General features: G+C 66.5%; 15 protein-coding genes. 8 read left to right on the top strand and 7 right to left on the bottom strand.

Annotation, left to right across the window (positions count from 1 at the left end):
* Positions 1–73 precede the first annotated feature (73 nt).
* From VN856_RS00925 to VN856_RS00910, 4 genes are read left to right on the top strand one after another with little or no spacing between them, the layout of a single operon-like run.
* Positions 74–1,387 (top strand): adenosylmethionine--8-amino-7-oxononanoate transaminase, encoded by a 1,314-nt coding sequence (locus VN856_RS00925; RefSeq protein WP_325685249.1) that lies wholly within the window; start codon positions 74–76, stop codon positions 1,385–1,387.
* A 4-nt stretch (positions 1,388–1,391) separates the two neighbouring features.
* Entirely contained in the window at positions 1,392–2,540 is a 1,149-nt protein-coding gene (locus tag VN856_RS00920; protein ID WP_325685248.1) for an 8-amino-7-oxononanoate synthase, read from the top strand.
* Complete coding sequence (gene bioD / locus VN856_RS00915) at positions 2,537–3,217, top strand: dethiobiotin synthase (protein WP_325685247.1); 681 nt, start codon at positions 2,537–2,539, stop codon at positions 3,215–3,217. The genes VN856_RS00920 and bioD overlap by 4 nt, the downstream gene beginning before the upstream one ends.
* The gene (locus VN856_RS00910; protein ID WP_325685246.1) at positions 3,217–3,726 is read left to right on the top strand and encodes a 2'-5' RNA ligase family protein; all 510 of its coding nucleotides are present in this window, start codon (positions 3,217–3,219) and stop codon (positions 3,724–3,726) included. Before bioD ends, VN856_RS00910 begins: the two co-directional genes overlap by 1 nt.
* Here VN856_RS00910 and VN856_RS00905 read toward each other — a convergent pair whose 3' ends face one another.
* A complete protein-coding gene (locus VN856_RS00905) occupies positions 3,727–4,914 on the bottom strand; it encodes an NAD-dependent formate dehydrogenase (RefSeq protein WP_325685245.1) in 1,188 nt (395 codons plus the stop codon).
* A 107-nt stretch (positions 4,915–5,021) separates the two neighbouring features.
* Positions 5,022–6,062 carry a cupin gene (locus VN856_RS00900; protein WP_325685244.1) on the bottom strand — a complete coding sequence of 347 codons (1,041 nt, stop codon included), beginning with the start codon at positions 6,060–6,062 and terminating at the stop codon, positions 5,022–5,024.
* 165 nt (positions 6,063–6,227) lie between these two features.
* Between VN856_RS00900 and VN856_RS00895 the strand changes: the two genes are divergently transcribed.
* The gene (locus tag VN856_RS00895; protein ID WP_325685243.1) at positions 6,228–6,899 is read left to right on the top strand and encodes a GntR family transcriptional regulator; all 672 of its coding nucleotides are present in this window, start codon (positions 6,228–6,230) and stop codon (positions 6,897–6,899) included.
* Between the two features lie 20 nt (positions 6,900–6,919).
* Here VN856_RS00895 and VN856_RS00890 read toward each other — a convergent pair whose 3' ends face one another.
* Positions 6,920–7,468: a tat pathway signal sequence gene (locus VN856_RS00890; RefSeq protein WP_325685242.1), complete on the bottom strand. Its 549-nt coding sequence runs from the start codon at positions 7,466–7,468 to the stop codon at positions 6,920–6,922.
* A 163-nt stretch (positions 7,469–7,631) separates the two neighbouring features.
* Here VN856_RS00890 and budA point away from each other — a divergent pair, with 163 nt between their 5' ends.
* Together budA and alsS are read left to right on the top strand one after the other, a co-directional pair.
* Positions 7,632–8,414, top strand: a complete 783-nt coding sequence (gene budA, locus VN856_RS00885) for an acetolactate decarboxylase (protein ID WP_414686841.1) — start codon at positions 7,632–7,634, stop codon at positions 8,412–8,414.
* A 13-nt stretch (positions 8,415–8,427) separates the two neighbouring features.
* A complete protein-coding gene (alsS, locus tag VN856_RS00880) occupies positions 8,428–10,083 on the top strand; it encodes an acetolactate synthase AlsS (protein ID WP_325685241.1) in 1,656 nt (551 codons plus the stop codon).
* A 3-nt stretch (positions 10,084–10,086) separates the two neighbouring features.
* Here alsS and VN856_RS00875 read toward each other — a convergent pair whose 3' ends face one another.
* The 4 genes from VN856_RS00875 to VN856_RS00860 all read right to left on the bottom strand — a co-directional run bounded on the left by VN856_RS00875 (position 10,087) and on the right by VN856_RS00860 (position 13,973).
* Entirely contained in the window at positions 10,087–11,445 is a 1,359-nt protein-coding gene (locus VN856_RS00875) for a hypothetical protein (RefSeq protein WP_325685240.1), read from the bottom strand.
* A complete protein-coding gene (locus tag VN856_RS00870; RefSeq protein WP_325685239.1) occupies positions 11,442–11,822 on the bottom strand; it encodes a hypothetical protein in 381 nt (126 codons plus the stop codon). Before VN856_RS00870 ends, VN856_RS00875 begins: the two co-directional genes overlap by 4 nt.
* Positions 11,819–13,597: a hypothetical protein gene (locus VN856_RS00865; RefSeq protein WP_325685250.1), complete on the bottom strand. Its 1,779-nt coding sequence runs from the start codon at positions 13,595–13,597 to the stop codon at positions 11,819–11,821. Before VN856_RS00865 ends, VN856_RS00870 begins: the two co-directional genes overlap by 4 nt.
* 196 nt (positions 13,598–13,793) lie before the next feature.
* Positions 13,794–13,973 carry a hypothetical protein gene (locus VN856_RS00860; RefSeq protein WP_325685238.1) on the bottom strand — a complete coding sequence of 60 codons (180 nt, stop codon included), beginning with the start codon at positions 13,971–13,973 and terminating at the stop codon, positions 13,794–13,796.
* Between the two features lie 196 nt (positions 13,974–14,169).
* Between VN856_RS00860 and VN856_RS00855 the strand changes: the two genes are divergently transcribed.
* A partial coding sequence (locus VN856_RS00855; protein ID WP_325685237.1) for a biotin synthase BioB occupies positions 14,170–14,720 on the top strand: 551 nt, incomplete at its 3' end.

Here is a 14,720-nt window from a genome sequence, read left to right as displayed (position 1 = left end):
CGGATGTCCGGCTTTTCTGCGAGCGAAGGTTGAGCGCGTCGGCCACCGAGCGCCTGCTTTACCCTCGTTCGTTATGGCCGCGACTCCCGGGCTCACGCCTGAGCAGATCAGCGCGATCGATGCGGCCCACCTGTGGCATCCCTACAGCACGATCGGTGCCGAGGCGGTGCCGCCGGTGGTGGCGGTTGGGGCCCGCGGCGCCTGGCTGACACTGGTCCGCGACGGCAAACCGATCCAGGCGCTCGACGCGATGAGCTCCTGGTGGACGGCCATCCACGGTCACGGCCACCCGGTGCTGGACGCGGCAATGACCAGCCAACTGGCCACGATGAACCACGTCATGTTCGGCGGTCTCACCCACGAGCCCGCCGCCCGATTAGCGCAGCTTCTCGTCGAGATCACCCCGGACGGCCTGGAAACCGTGTTTTTCAGCGACTCTGGATCGGTATCAGTCGAGGTCGCGGTGAAGATGGCGCTGCAGTACTGGCGCGGCCGTGGCCTGCCCGGCAAGCGTCGGCTGATGACCTGGCGCGGGGGATACCACGGCGACACCTTCACACCGATGAGCATCTGCGACCCCGAGGGCGGCATGCACTCACTGTGGACCGAGGTCCTGGCTGACCAGGTGTTCGCTCCCCAGGTGCCCCGCGACTACGACCCCGCTTACAGCGCGGCATTTGAGACGCAGCTGGCCGGGCACGCCGCCGAACTGGCCGCCGTGGTCGTCGAGCCGGTGGTCCAGGGCGCCGGTGGGATGCGGTTCCACGATCCGCGCTATCTGACCGATCTGCGGGACATCTGCCGACGGCACGACGTGCTGCTGGTCTTCGACGAGATCGCCACCGGATTCGGCCGTACCGGCGAATTGTTCGCCGCCGACCATGCCGGCGTGAGCCCCGACATCATGTGCGTTGGCAAGGCGCTGACCGGCGGCTACGTGAGCCTGGCCGCGACGCTGTGTACTACCGAGGTCGCGCACACGATCAGCTCCGGTGAGGCCGGGGCCCTGATGCACGGGCCGACGTTCATGGCCAACCCGCTGGCGTGCGCGGTTTCGGTGGCCGCCGTAGAGCTGCTGCTGAGCCAGGACTGGCGTTCGGTGGTCGCCGAGATCGGTGCCGGGCTGACGGCCGGGCTCGAGCCGGCCCGGACATTGCCGGGGGTGGCCGATGTCCGGGTGTGCGGCGCGATCGGCGTCATCGAATGCGACCGCCCGGTCGATCTGGCTATCGCTACACCCGCGGCGCTGGATCGCGGCGTCTGGCTGCGGCCATTCCGCAACCTGGTGTACGCGATGCCGCCGTTCATCTGCACGCCCGGCGAGATCGCGCAGGTCACCTCCACGATGGTGGAGGTGGCTCGTCTGAACGGTTCTCGTAGGATTTAGCGCGATGACACAGATCGACACGTCGCCGTTGGCCTGGCTGGAGGCGCATGCCGAGGCGCGCCGGGAAGCCGGGCTGCGACGCGGTTTGCGGCCCCGACCCGCGGTGGCCACCGAGCTCGACCTGGCGTCTAACGACTACCTCGGCCTGTCGCAGCACGCCCAAGTGATCGAAGGCGGCGTCGACGCGCTACGCACCTGGGGTGCGGGCGCGACCGGCTCGCGGCTGGTCACCGGCAACACTTTGCTGCACGAGGAGCTGGAGTCCCGACTGGCCGAATTCGTCGGCGCGGCAGCGGGTTTGGTGTTCTCCTCCGGGTACACCGCCAACCAGGGCGCAGTGGTCGGGCTCTCCGGTCCGGGCTCGCTGCTGGTGTCGGATGCCCTTTCGCATGCCTCGCTGGTCGACGCGTGCCGGCTTTCACGAGCCCGGGTGGTGGTCACGCCGCACCGCGACATCGACGCCGTGGACGCGGCGCTGGCCGCACGGGACGAGCAGCGCGCCGTCGTCATCACCGAGTCGGTGTTCTCCACCGACGGGGCCCTGGCTCCGGTGCGGCAGCTGCACGAGGTGTGCCGCCGACACCGGGCGCTGCTGATTGTCGACGAGGCCCACGGGCTGGGTGTGCGTGGTATCGGCGGACGCGGCTTGCTGCATGAGCTGGGCTTGGCGGGTGCGCCCGACGTGGTGATGACCACGACGCTGTCCAAGGCGTTGGGCAGCCAGGGCGGGGCGGTGCTGGGGTCGGTGGCCGTGCGCGATCACCTCATCGACGCGGCCCGGCCGTTCATCTTCGACACCGGCCTGGCGCCGGCTGCAGTGGGCGCCGCGCTGGCGGCGCTGCGGGTCTTGGGCGCGGAGCCCTGGCGGCCCGACGCGGTGCTACGGCATGCGGGCACGCTGGCGCGGATCTGTGGGGTCGCCGACGTCCCGCAGTCCGCGGTGGTGTCGGTGATCCTCGGCGCGCCGGAGACGGCGCTGGCTGCCGCGACGGCCTGCCTGGACGCCGGTGTGCGGGTGGGCTGCTTCCGTCCACCGACCGTGCCGGCCGGCACGTCGCGGCTGCGGCTGACCGCGCGTGCGTCGCTGGACGACGACGATCTCGAGTTGGCCCGGGCGGTGCTGACCGACGTGCTCGCCGCGGCACGCCGTTGACGGTTCTCGTCATCACCGGAACCGGGACGGGGGTCGGCAAGACCATCACGACCGCGGCCTTGGCAGCGGCCGCCCGCCAGGCCGGCGTTGACGTCGCGGTCTGCAAGCCGGTGCAGACGGGCACCGATACCGGCGACGACGACCTTGCCGAGGTCACCCGACTGACCGGCCTGGCCAAGGTGGTCGGGCTGGCGCGTTACCCACAGCCGCTCGCGCCGCTGGCCGCCGCCGAGCAGGCCGGAAAGCCACTGCCGACGCGGCGCAACATGCTCAAACTCATTCGCGCAGTGGACCGTCCAGGGCAGCTGACCCTGGTCGAAGGAGCCGGCGGCCTGCTAGTCGAAATCGGCGAGGCGGGCCTGACATTGCGGGACGTCGCGGCCGACCTGGGAGCCGCCGCGCTGGTCGTGGCCACCGCTGAGCTCGGCACCCTCAACCACACCGCGTTGACCGTGGAATCACTTGCCGCACAGGGAATTTCCTGTGCAGGATTGGTGATCGGCGACTGGCCGCTGCAGCCCGGGGTGGTGGAGACCTCCAACCGGTCCGCGCTGGTGCGTCTGGCGCCGCTGCGCGCGGCGTTGCCCGCCGGTGCCGGATCGATGAAATCGGGCGAGTTCGTGGCGATGAGCGCGCACGCATTTGACCGGGCCTGGGTAGCCAGTCTGGTCAGCTGATGGTTCATTCGCTCGAGCTGCTGTTCGATGACGAGACCGAAGCAGCATTGCGCCGCATCTGGGACGACCTGTCGGCTGCCGACTTGCCGAGCAGGACTCCAGCGGGCCGCCCGCACGTGACATTGGCGGTGGCCGAGCGGATCGAGCCCGACGTCGACGCACTGCTGCGGCCGGTCGCGCAGCGCCTACCGCTGGGCTGCACAATCGGGGCGCCGCTGCTGTTCGGCCAATCGAATGCGATCCTGGCCCGACTCGTCGTGCCGTCTGTCGACCTGCTCGCCTTGCACGCCGAGGTGCACCGAGTCTGCGGGCCGCATCTCCTGCCGGAACCGTTGCCGCACAGCCTGCCCGGTCAATGGACGGCGCACGTCACGCTGGCCCGTCGAGTCGAGGGTGCCCAACTCGGACCGATCCTTCGGCTGGCCGGTCGACCGTCACAGATCTACGGCAGGTTCGCCGGATTGCGCCGCTGGGACGGCAACCAACGCGTCGAATACCTGATCAGCTAGCTACCTGCCGCTGCTGCCGGGGCTCGCGCCACTGCCCGCGGTGTAGGACGCCTTGCCGGTGCCGGCCAACCCGCCGCCGGACACGATCAGGTATTCGTCGCGAATTGGCTTGTCGGCGAAGAAGTCCTCGAGAATCTCCCGCGCCCCCGCGGCGTAACGGGCCTGGGCCGACAGCGTGGTGCCCGAGACGTGTGGCGTCATTGCCTCGTTCGGCATGCTGCGCCACGGGTGGTCGGCCGGTGGCGGCTGCGGATACCACACGTCGCCGGCGTAGCCGGCCAGTTGACCGCTCTTCAGCGCTGCCACCACCGCGTCGCGCACGCAGATCTCGGCGCGGGCCGTGTTGACGATGTAGGAGCCGCGCCGCATCGAGGCGATCAGCTTCTCGTCGAACAGGTGATAGGTCTGCGGGTGCAACGGCGCATGGATCGATAGCACGTCGACCGAGCGCGCCAACGACGCGGCGTCGGGGTGATAGGTGACGTTCAGTTCCTTTTCGACCTCGTCTGGCAGTCGGCGAGTGTCGGTGTAGTGCAGGTTGACGTCGAACGGAGCCATCCGGCGCAACACGGCGGCGCCGATGCGGCCCGCGGCGATCACGCCGACGTCCATGCCCTCGACGTCGTAGGCGCGTTCGACGCAGTCGGCGATGTTCCAGCCACCGTCCGTCACCCACTGGTGGGACGGAACGAAATTGCGGACCAGCGCGAGGATCTGCATGACGGCGTGCTCGGCGACGCTGATGCTGTTACAGAAGGTGACCTCGGCGACCGTGAGCCCGCGGGCGATCGCGGCGTCGAGATCAACATGGTCCGAACCGATCCCGGCGGTGAGGGCCAGCTTGAGGTTCTTCGCTTTAGCGATTCGCTCGGCGGTCAGGTATGCCGGCCAAAATGGCTGAGAAATAACGACATCGGCGTCGGGAAGTTCGCGTTCGAACTCCGAATCCGGGCCTTCCTTGTCCGATGTCACCACGAGTTGATGGCCGGCGTCTTCGAGGAACTTACGCAGGCCGAGCTCACCGGACACGCAGCCCAGCAGCTGACCGGGCGTGAAATCGATTGCCGACGGGGTCGGCAACGTCTGACCGCCGGGGTAGCCGTGCAACACCGGGATGCTGTCGCGCGCATAGACCGGGGGATAGCCGGTGACCGGGTCCGGATAGAGAACAAGCAGTACCTTGGCCATGACATTCTCCTTTATGTTGAGGCCATCGTTGGACTCAATTTGATGGGATAGAGGCCCAAAGCCATTGCAGCCCAGTAGATCATCACTGTCGCTGCTTTGGCTAGGGGTCAGCCGGCGACCGCATCGCGGCGCTGGGTGAACTTGATGTCGAGACTGCGCAGGTGGGTCTGCAGCCCGGCGTCCTGCACGGGTATCAGGTGGGCGGGCACGTCGGTCTCGTTGTAATGGGCGTGCCACATGCCCGGCGGGGTGATGAAGGCGCCGCCGGCCTGCCAATCCACCCGGATCGGGTCGGCGATGTCCCCGCGCGCGTCGAGCCGGGTGCCCAGCAGGGTGTAGCAGCCATTCGCCGGCGCATCGAGGATCAGGTCCAGGGCAACCGACTGGTGCCGATGGGGGCGCTGTTCCTGGCCGGCCGGCAGCACCCCGAACATGGCCCACAGCACGTGGGTGATGGTCAGGGACTGTTCCTGGTTGGCATTGGCCAGCAGAACACTGACCCGGCTCTTCTCATTGGCACCGGGACGGGAGGCGATGTCTTGGAGCTTGGCTGCGGCATCGGCGCCGCGGAATTTGGTGGGCCGGAATCTGGGGCGGGTTGCGTCAGCACCCAGGTAGCGCAGCAGCGGTTCGTCGTGCACCCAGTACATCGCCGCGTCGGCGTCGGCGTAAAACACCGCGTGCGATCCGGCGGGCAGGGTCAAAAAGTCGCCGTTCTCCCACCCGACCAGGTGGCCGTTGACAGCCGCAAAGCCCCGCCCGTGCAGCACGTAGTACAGCTGGCTGGTCGCGTTCGGGCTGGTATCGATCTGCTCGCCGGCACGGATGCGCAAGAAGTTGGCCAAGAGCGCGGGGCTGGTCGCCGCACCATCGACGATCCCCAGCTCTTTGGACAGATCCAGCGGCACCACCCCCGTCGGTTCGTCCAGGTAGAGCTCGGGGCCGAACCCAACGATCGGCACCTGCGGGACGTGCCCCGAGCCAATCGGGTTGGCGGCCTTGGAGTACTCGAAATAGCGTGCGTCGTCGGCCCACTCTTCGAAACGCCCCTCGAACCCATACTCGGCGACGTTGGTCATCGGGGCCGTCATCGTCGGATCCAAGTCCATCGATTCGGCAACTGACTGCTGCGGCTCCGTGATCGTCATGGCCTGCCTCCTCCGTCGGGTGCTTGTACCCAAATAGTATCTATCTTGTATCTCAGTTGCAACCCTCTCGGATTGTCAAATCCTCGTCACATTGCCTGAACAGCGGTAACATGCGAATACAGCAGGGATACAAGTGGGATACCGCTTAGCTGCAAGGGGTGTGGTGTGGTACCGAAGGCGACTGGGAGTGGCCGGCCCGCGGCCAAGGACCGCGCGCTGGACTACGTCAAAACCCAGGTGCTCACCGGGGCGTTTCCCGGTGGGGAATTGATCAGTGAGGGTGAGGTCGCCACCGCTCTCGGAATGTCGCGTACTCCGGTGCGTGAGGCCTTCCTGCGACTGGAGGCCGAGGGGCTGCTGCGGTTGTACCCACAGCGCGGTGCGCTTGTTGTGCAGGTGTCCTCGGATGAAGCGCGCGCAGTCATCGAGGCGAGGCTGCTTCTGGAACAGTTCGCGGCCACCAAAGTGGTCGCGCGCGAGCCGGCGGCACGCGCGGCGGTGTTCGAGCGGCTGTCCGCGGCGCTGCAACGACAGCGTGAGGCCGCGGCCGCATCAAACTGGCGAGCCTTCGTAGAGGCCGACCGCGCCTATCACGACGTCACTTTGGAGGACGCGGGAAACGTCATACTGTGCGGCTTCTACTCATCACTGCGTGATCGTCAGATGCGGATGACCGGGGAATCGTTGATCCATGACCGCGAGCGGATGGCGACGATCCTTGACGAGCATCATGGGATTGCCGAGGCGCTGCGCGACGGCGATCTTCCGCGGACCCTGGAGGCCGTGCAGACCCACCTCGCAGGCACGCTTCGGTCGCTTGGGCTCGCGGTCGAATAGCCCGTTTCCCGTTGACTGCGTCACACCTGACGCCATGATGGCTGGCTCGGGTCGGCCAGCTGCACGTCGACTGGGCCGAGGCCGAAGACGGCGATGACGGCAGGGTCGGACCGGTCGGCTGGCACGCCGTCGTAGTGCGGGGTGCGCGCGGCGCGCTTCACATAGCCACCCGGCCCGACAGGTACTGCATCTTGCGGTTGGAAATCCTTACCGCTGTTGACAAACCATGTGCCACTAACCACCACCTGAATCCGGTCGGTCGCATAGGTATGTGGTGCGCTGAACCATCCCGGATTCCATTTCATCATCACCAGGTATGGACCCGGAGTGTTGAAATCGCCGTACAGCATGGCCATTTCGCCGCTATGCGGCGGCAAGTTGCCCCACGGCTCAAAAACGATGTCCGGGTAGTTTTGGATGAACGTTTCACTGGGATCCGGGCCGGCTTCTGGCGGCGGTGCCAACTTGGTTTCGCCGAGGTAGCCCGACTTGTCACCAGCGGCGATCGCTGCCAGCAACAGCGGCCCCGCGGCCAGAAGCGACCGTCGGTCCAGTCCCATACTGCTCATCCGATACCTCCCCGTACTCACCTGGAAGAAGCCCGTACTCACCTGGAAGAAAATTACGCCACGATGTCCAGTGCGCAACCGTTCGAATGCCCGGCGGTCGCGTTGACCATGCGGCGAATGAGCGGAACAATCCCTAGCGCGTCGCGACGATGGAGATTCACAGATGGTGTCTGATCCGGCCGAGTCGGCCACGAGCCGTCTGCGCGGTTGGTTGCATGCGATGCTCGCGCATCGCCACGGCAGCGAGGTCTACCAGACCTCGACGATGGGCGCTCTGCTCGACGGCGTGTACGACGGCGACGTGACGATCCGGGAGCTGTTGCAGCATGGGAACTTTGGCCTGGGCACCTTCAACGGGCTGGACGGCGAGATGCTGGTGCTCGACGGCGTCTGCTACCAACTGCGTGGCGACGGCAGCGCACATGTCGCCGACGCTGATCAGCGCACCCCGTTCGCCGTCGTCACCTGGTTTGACGCCGACCGCTCGTTCGAGGTGACCGAGCCCGTCGACCGTGCCGGGCTCAAAGCGCGCATCGACGACTCATTGCCGAGTGCGAATCTGATCGTCGCTGTCCGGGTTACCGGCGATTTCAGCGTGATTCGCACTCGCACGGTCACCAAGCAGCACCGCCCCTACCCGCCGTTCACCGAGGCCACCCAAGATCAGGAAGAGGTGACCTTCAGCAACGTCACCGGCACCCTGGCGGGATTTCGGATGCCGGACTACGAGCAGGGCGTCTCAGTGGCCGGTTACCACTCCCACTTCGTCGACGCCGAGCGGCGCCATGGCGGACACGCGTTGGACTACCTGTTGACGCGTGGCCGGGTGGACATCAGTGTTCGGTCTGATCTGCATCTGAGCCTGCCACGCACGCCGGAATTCCTTGCCGCCGAACTGAACAAGACCGACATGGACTCCCAGATCCGGCAAACCGAAGGGGAATGAGCTGAGCAACGACGTGCGATCCGCTCAGCGCGTGATCGAAACCCTCGCCGCCTACGGCGTCCGATTCATCTTCGGCGTACCGGGCGCCAAGATCGACGCCGTCTACGACGCGCTGGCTGACGGCGGCCCCCAACTGGTTGTCTGCCGTCATGAGCAGAACGCTGCGTTCATGGCCGCCGCGGTCGGCCGGCTCACCGGAACACCGGGCGTCGTATTGGTGACGTCGGGACCCGGCACCACGAACCTGGCCACCGGACTGATCACCGCCACCACCGAGCAGGACCCGATGGTGGCGATCTGCGGTGCCGTGCAGCGGGCCGATCGGCTCAAGCGCACCCATCAGTCAATGGATGCCGTTGCGGCGCTGAAGCCGTTCACGAAGTACACCGGCGAGGTCAACGATCCCGATAACGTCCCTGAGGCGGTCGCCAACGCCATCCGCATCGCACTCACCCAGCCGCACGGCGCGGCGGCAGTGGTGCTACCCGCTGACGTGTTGGCCGCCACCACATCAGCGGCAATCGTCGAGCCGACACCGGTGCCGACGTTGGGTCCGGCACCGGCGGATCCAATTACGCAGGCCGTCAACCTGATTCGGGCGGCTAAGCGCCCGGCGCTGTTCGTCGGCGTCCGGGCCGGCGAACCCGCGGCATGCGCGGCGCTGCGTGAGCTGATCGCGGTCGCCGACCTGCCGGTTGTCGAGACGTTTCAGGCGGCCGGTGTGGTGTCGCGCGAACTGGAAGACCGGTTCGTCGGGCGCGTCGGATTGTTCCGCAACCAACCCGGCGACATCGTGATCGGCCATGCCGATGTGCTGGTGACGGTCGGCTTCGACCCGGTCGAATACGATCCGGGGCTGTGGAATTCGGATCCGGCCCGCACGCTGATCCACATCGACGAAATGCCCGCCGATATCGACAACCACTACCAGCCCACCCTCGAGCTGCGCGGCGACATCGCTGCGACGCTGACCGAGTTGACCCCGCAATTAACCGGGCTGCGGCTGGATGACGGCGTCGGTGTCCACATCGCCGAGCAGCGGGCCGCGCTGCAGAACATCGACGAGGAGGCCCGACAACGCCCGCAGAGCGGGGGTGGTGTCAACCCGGCCGCGGTCGTGCTGAAGATCAGGGACCTGATCGACGACACCGCCACCGTGGCCTGTGACGTGGGATCGCATTACATCTACATGGCCAGGCATTTCCGGGTGTATCAGCCTCGGCGACTGCTGTTCTCCGACGGCCAGCAGACCCTTGGAGTCGCGCTGCCGTGGGCGATGGCCGCAGCCCTGGTCCGGCCGGGTACACCGGTCGTGTCGGTGTCCGGAGACGGTGGATTCCTGTTCAGTGCCCAGGAATTGGAGACCGCGACGCGACTGGGTCTGAGCTTCACACACGTGATCATGCGCGACAACAGCTACAACATGGTCGCATTCCAGGAGGAGCTGAAATACGGCCGCACATCAGGTGTGCAGTTGGGCGACTACGACATCGTTCACTACGCGGCGGCCTTCGGCGCCACGGGTGTCCGGGTCGGTAGCCTGACCGAGTTCGAGGACGCGTTCACCCGGTCGCTGGCCGAGCCGGGAGTCGCCATTATCGACGTGCCTGTCGACTACAGCCGCAACACCGAATTGTTCGCCGAGCTGCATGACGGCGTCCTGGAATGACGTCTATGCGCTGAAGAGCAAGTACAACCCGGTGAAGGTGTAGCCGACCATGACCAGCATCATGGTCAGCTGGCCGGTGAGTTGGTGGCCCGACGGGAGGAGCCGCAGCGCCTTGTCGTGCGCCGCGATCACCGCCACGATGTGTCCGGTGACCACCGACGTCACCTTGATGACAGCCAGCACCGTGGGATGCAGCGAAAGCACGTAGGCGACGTGTAAATGCGCCAGCCCCAGCAGGTTCCAGCCCTTGCCGAGCGGGTCGGCGAGGGCGAACACCGCCTGCTGCCCGCGCTCGATGAGATACGACAGGTAGTGCGCGAAGATGTAACCCACCACGATGGGAATCAGCGAATGCGCCAGCTGGCCGGGTAGCGCATGCCGCTGCTCGCGGTCGATTCCGCCCGTCGCGCGAGCGGCCAGCGAGAAGGTCGTCGCCACCACAGCGACGAAGACCAGCATCCCGATGGTGCGCAACCCGGACAGCGAAACCGACACCGGCACAGCGTGAATATTTCGGGCCATGCTGTCAGCGAAGCTGCGCCAGGTCGCCGACGACGAGAAGCTGTCGAACGCGGTGGAGCCAAGCAGCACCGCCAGCACGGCGACGATGCCCGGCCGAATCGGCAACGACAGCAGATGATCGAAGGGGTTGCCGATCGCGATCCTCTGAGTCTTGGAGTCGCGCCGGAAGGGAGACAGCCGCGAAACCGCCATGCTGTAAACGCCGAACGGGTCCGCCCGGGCGAACCACCGTTGCCCGCACAGCCAGGCGCCGCCCAGCAACACCACGGCATAGATCAGCAGCCACGTCTTGACCCACGGCAGCGCCGCCGGGTTGGGGCTCGCCAGCTCCAACCACACGAATGCGAACAACCCCACCGCGGCAGGTCGATACCCCCAGGACTGCGGGTACTTCAACCGGGGCTTGGCGAGGCGTTCCGGGATAATGCGTTGCAGCAGTAGATATACCGTGCGCATCGGTGAGATGACCCGCCATACCGGCCCTACCAGAAGCGAAACCGCCACCAAACCCACCCACAGCAGCACATAGAAGACACCGAGCAGCGCGTTGGTTTGCGTTTGCGGTCCCCACAGCCCGGCGAGCAGCACCCACCCGGTGAATGCCAACGCCGCGACCGCCGCCACCCCCCGGACGGCCCGCGAGTCCACGAAACTCGTCACCGCCGCCGGCAGCGGGCGAGTCGGATTGTCCGGATCGAACCGCGGCCGCTTCCACGCGAGCGCGACCAGAGCGAAGGTGAAGGTCAACGCCCAAGCCGCGCCGATCACCGAAAAGGCATACGGCACCGGAAGGTCGCTCGACCCGCCAAGGCCGTGCGCGACGATGACCGGCCCGGTCACGGATGGACGTGGATGGTGGCGACGGTGCGGTCGAGATGGTGGAGCTCGATGTCGACGCTGCCCGGAACGTCAACGCTGAACTGGAATGTCTGGTTGGCCGTTGCGGCCACCTCGAACCTGTGATCGGGCACCGAATGCACGTGCAACTCGTCGGTGGCGTCGCTGGTGACATGCAGCGTAATCGGTTGGTGGACCGCTGCCTGCAGGGTCGCGTTGGCGGGCGTGACCTGCCCGTGGGCGATGGTGATGTCGACGGTCAGCGCGGCGTCGCCGACCGGTTTCGACGCACCTCCGCACCCGGCCAGTGCTACCGCGACTACCCCGACTAATGCCACCAGGAGTACGCGCGTTGACGAGACCACTGCGACTGCCCTCATGCCGCCTTCGGGGGAACGCGATCCAACGCCGGTTCCTCGGGTTGCGTTGGGGTAGCGTCATTTTCGTTGATCCGGCCGGCACCCCACGTCAGAGCGGAGACGACGCACAGGGTAAAGAACAGCACGACGACTCCGCCGGCGGTGAACAGCCACCCGGGCACGCCCGGGTCACGCTCGCGCTGCAGGATCGACACCTCGAATGTGAGGGGCCGGGTGCTGTTGAGCTGCACCGGGATTTCCTTGACGGGAATGGCGTCGTCAGCGGGCGCCCAGATCGGCACCGCCGCCAACGTTCGGCCGTCATGGATACGCACCAGCGTCTTCCACGAGCCCCACACCGGAAGTGGACGATTCGACACGTAGTGCCCCGGACCAACCTTGGTGAGCCGGTCGATCACCAGACCCCGTTCGTTATTCATCCGACCCTGCCAGGCCAGCACCGTGAGCCAATCCGGATGGTCGCTGATGGCGGTGGGCGGATTGATCTGCACGTCGGCCGACACCATCCGCTGCCCCGGTGCACTCGGCAGGTCGGTCAACTTGACCGTGGCGGTGTCCTGGCTGGGCACGTGAATGTGCAGGCCGTTGGCGACCGTGCCGCCGATGACGAGGACCGTGAGCGCCACCGCGGCGATGCCGATGCCCCGGCCCGGCAGGCGCTGGCTGGTGAGGACCATCCCGAACATCGCCGCGCAGATGCCGACCAATATCGCCACCGGGACGGCCGTCGGCAACGCTTCACGCCACAGCGAGATCGGCCACGGATAGTGGTAGACCGCTCCGATCCACAGCGACTCGAGCCACAGGCCGATGGTGCCGATTCCCAGACCGGCGACGGCGCCGAACAGGATCGGCCGGCGGAACAGCGGGGTCAAGGCCAGCACCTCGACCACCAACGCCGGTCCCAGATACAGCGGGAACCAGTTGATCGCGGCGCCCAACACCGGTCCCACAATCAGGGCCACCCCGCCGCGCAGCGCAATTGCGAACAACGCCGCGATGACCGCCGCCCCGCGGCCTAGCGTGATGCGCGCGACGATCGTTCCGACAGCGGCGGCCGCGGCGATCAGCATCGGCTGGAATACCAACCGGAACTGCGGCACTCCGAAGTCGAATTCGATCTGGTAGACCGACATCCCGATGAGCAGGCCGCCGCAGGACAGGTAACGCACGAATCGGACGAACGGGCGGTCTTTTCGCTCCACTGCATCATCGGCGGGCGCACTTGCCTGCAGGTACCGCTGGCCCTCGTACTCCAGCATGAGCACCGCGAAGAGGGAGAAGTTGGCGCCGCCGATCATCATCAGATGGGTGGGGCCCCATAGCGTCACGTCCTGGCCGAAGATGCGGTGCCAGATGTCGTCGAGCGGGAAACCGGTCATCGCGTAAAGACCGCAGGCTGCCATCAGCAATCCGCCCACCGGCGCGTGCCAGTTGCGGGTGATGCGCAGCGCTGCCGGGCCCGGCTTGTCGAACGGCAGTACCACCGAGATCATGCCGGCGACGAAGATGCCGAACAGGCCGATGATGATGAAGTAATGCGCCGGATTGGCCAGCGGCCCGGGGTCGCGGCCGTTGCCGATATGCCAGCTGACGTCCCAGATGAAGCCGAACAGCGCGCAGATGATCGAGGTGGTGAACACCAGGACCGGCAGCGCGACCCACGACGGGCGGTCGAACTTTTGTCCCAGCCACTCCGCAGCGCCTGTCAGCCAGGTGATCCGATGGGTGCGATGCGCCCAGCCGACGTACAGCATCACCGCGCCGATCACCATCCCGGCGACCGATAGGCCGATCACCTGGTTGAGGCCGGCGCCGCGCGCCGGCGGATCTGCTAGGAACGTCAGGTCCACCGTGATACCTCCCACCGCACTGTGGCCCGCCCGAAAACTTTCGGGCGCTGAACTTACTTCAGGGTAGGTAGCCTGCGGGCTCTGCGTTCAAACTTCAGCTGATTTGCTGCCGCATGCCTCAGTCACGCCGTTCGTCGGCCGCGTCGTGGTGAGTCGCCTGCTGATCCTCGCTGGGTGTGCGCCGATCTTTGATTGCGACATACAACACCACGGCGACGACGATCACGGCCGGCAAGAAGGCCGGCCCGGCAAGTAGGAGCCAATGGTGAGCGACGTATTCGACGTGTGCACTACTCAATTGCGTTCACCCCTGGGGCTCCGGTGCCTACCCGTATCAGGTACCCAATCGCCGCCGCGCCGACCACATGACGTTTGTGCAGGTGCACACCGCTAGCCTAGCCTGGGCACCGTTCAACGCTGGTTGCGAGAAGCCCGGATCCGCTGCGTCCCGAATGCGTGGACAGGACAAAGACAAAGACCTTAAGGAGTAGCTGGTGACTCAGGCGGCGACTCGGCCAACATCCGACACCGACCGCACCGACATCCTGGCGGTGGCTCGTCACCAGGTGCTCGAGGGTGGCGAGGGGCTGAGCCAGCGGCAGGTGCTGGAAGTGCTGCAGCTGCCCGACGAACGGCTCGAAGAGCTGTTGGCGCTGGCGCACGAGGTGCGGATGGCCTGGTGCGGCCCCGAGGTCGAGGTCGAGGGCATCATCAGCCTGAAAACCGGTGGTTGCCCGGAAGACTGTCACTTCTGCTCGCAATCGGGATTGTTCGCCTCGCCGGTGCGCAGCGCCTGGCTGGATATCCCCAGCCTGGTCGAGGCGGCCAAACAGACCGCCAAATCCGGCGCCACCGAATTCTGCATTGTTGCGGCGGTGCGTGGACCCGACGAGCGGTTGCTGGCTCAGGTGGCTGCGGGTATCGAGGCCATCCGCGACGCCGTGGATATTCAGATCGCCTGCTCGCTGGGAATGTTGCGTGCCGAGCAGGTGGACCGGCTCGCGGCGATGGGCGTGCACCGCTACAACCACAATCTGGAGACCGC

The sequence above is a fragment of the Mycobacterium sp. genome (assembly GCF_035603715.1).
Taxonomy (GTDB): Bacteria; Actinomycetota; Actinomycetes; order Mycobacteriales; family Mycobacteriaceae; genus Mycobacterium.
The sequence above is the reverse complement of the archived record's forward strand: the minus strand, read 5'-3'. Positions and strand labels throughout refer to the sequence as shown.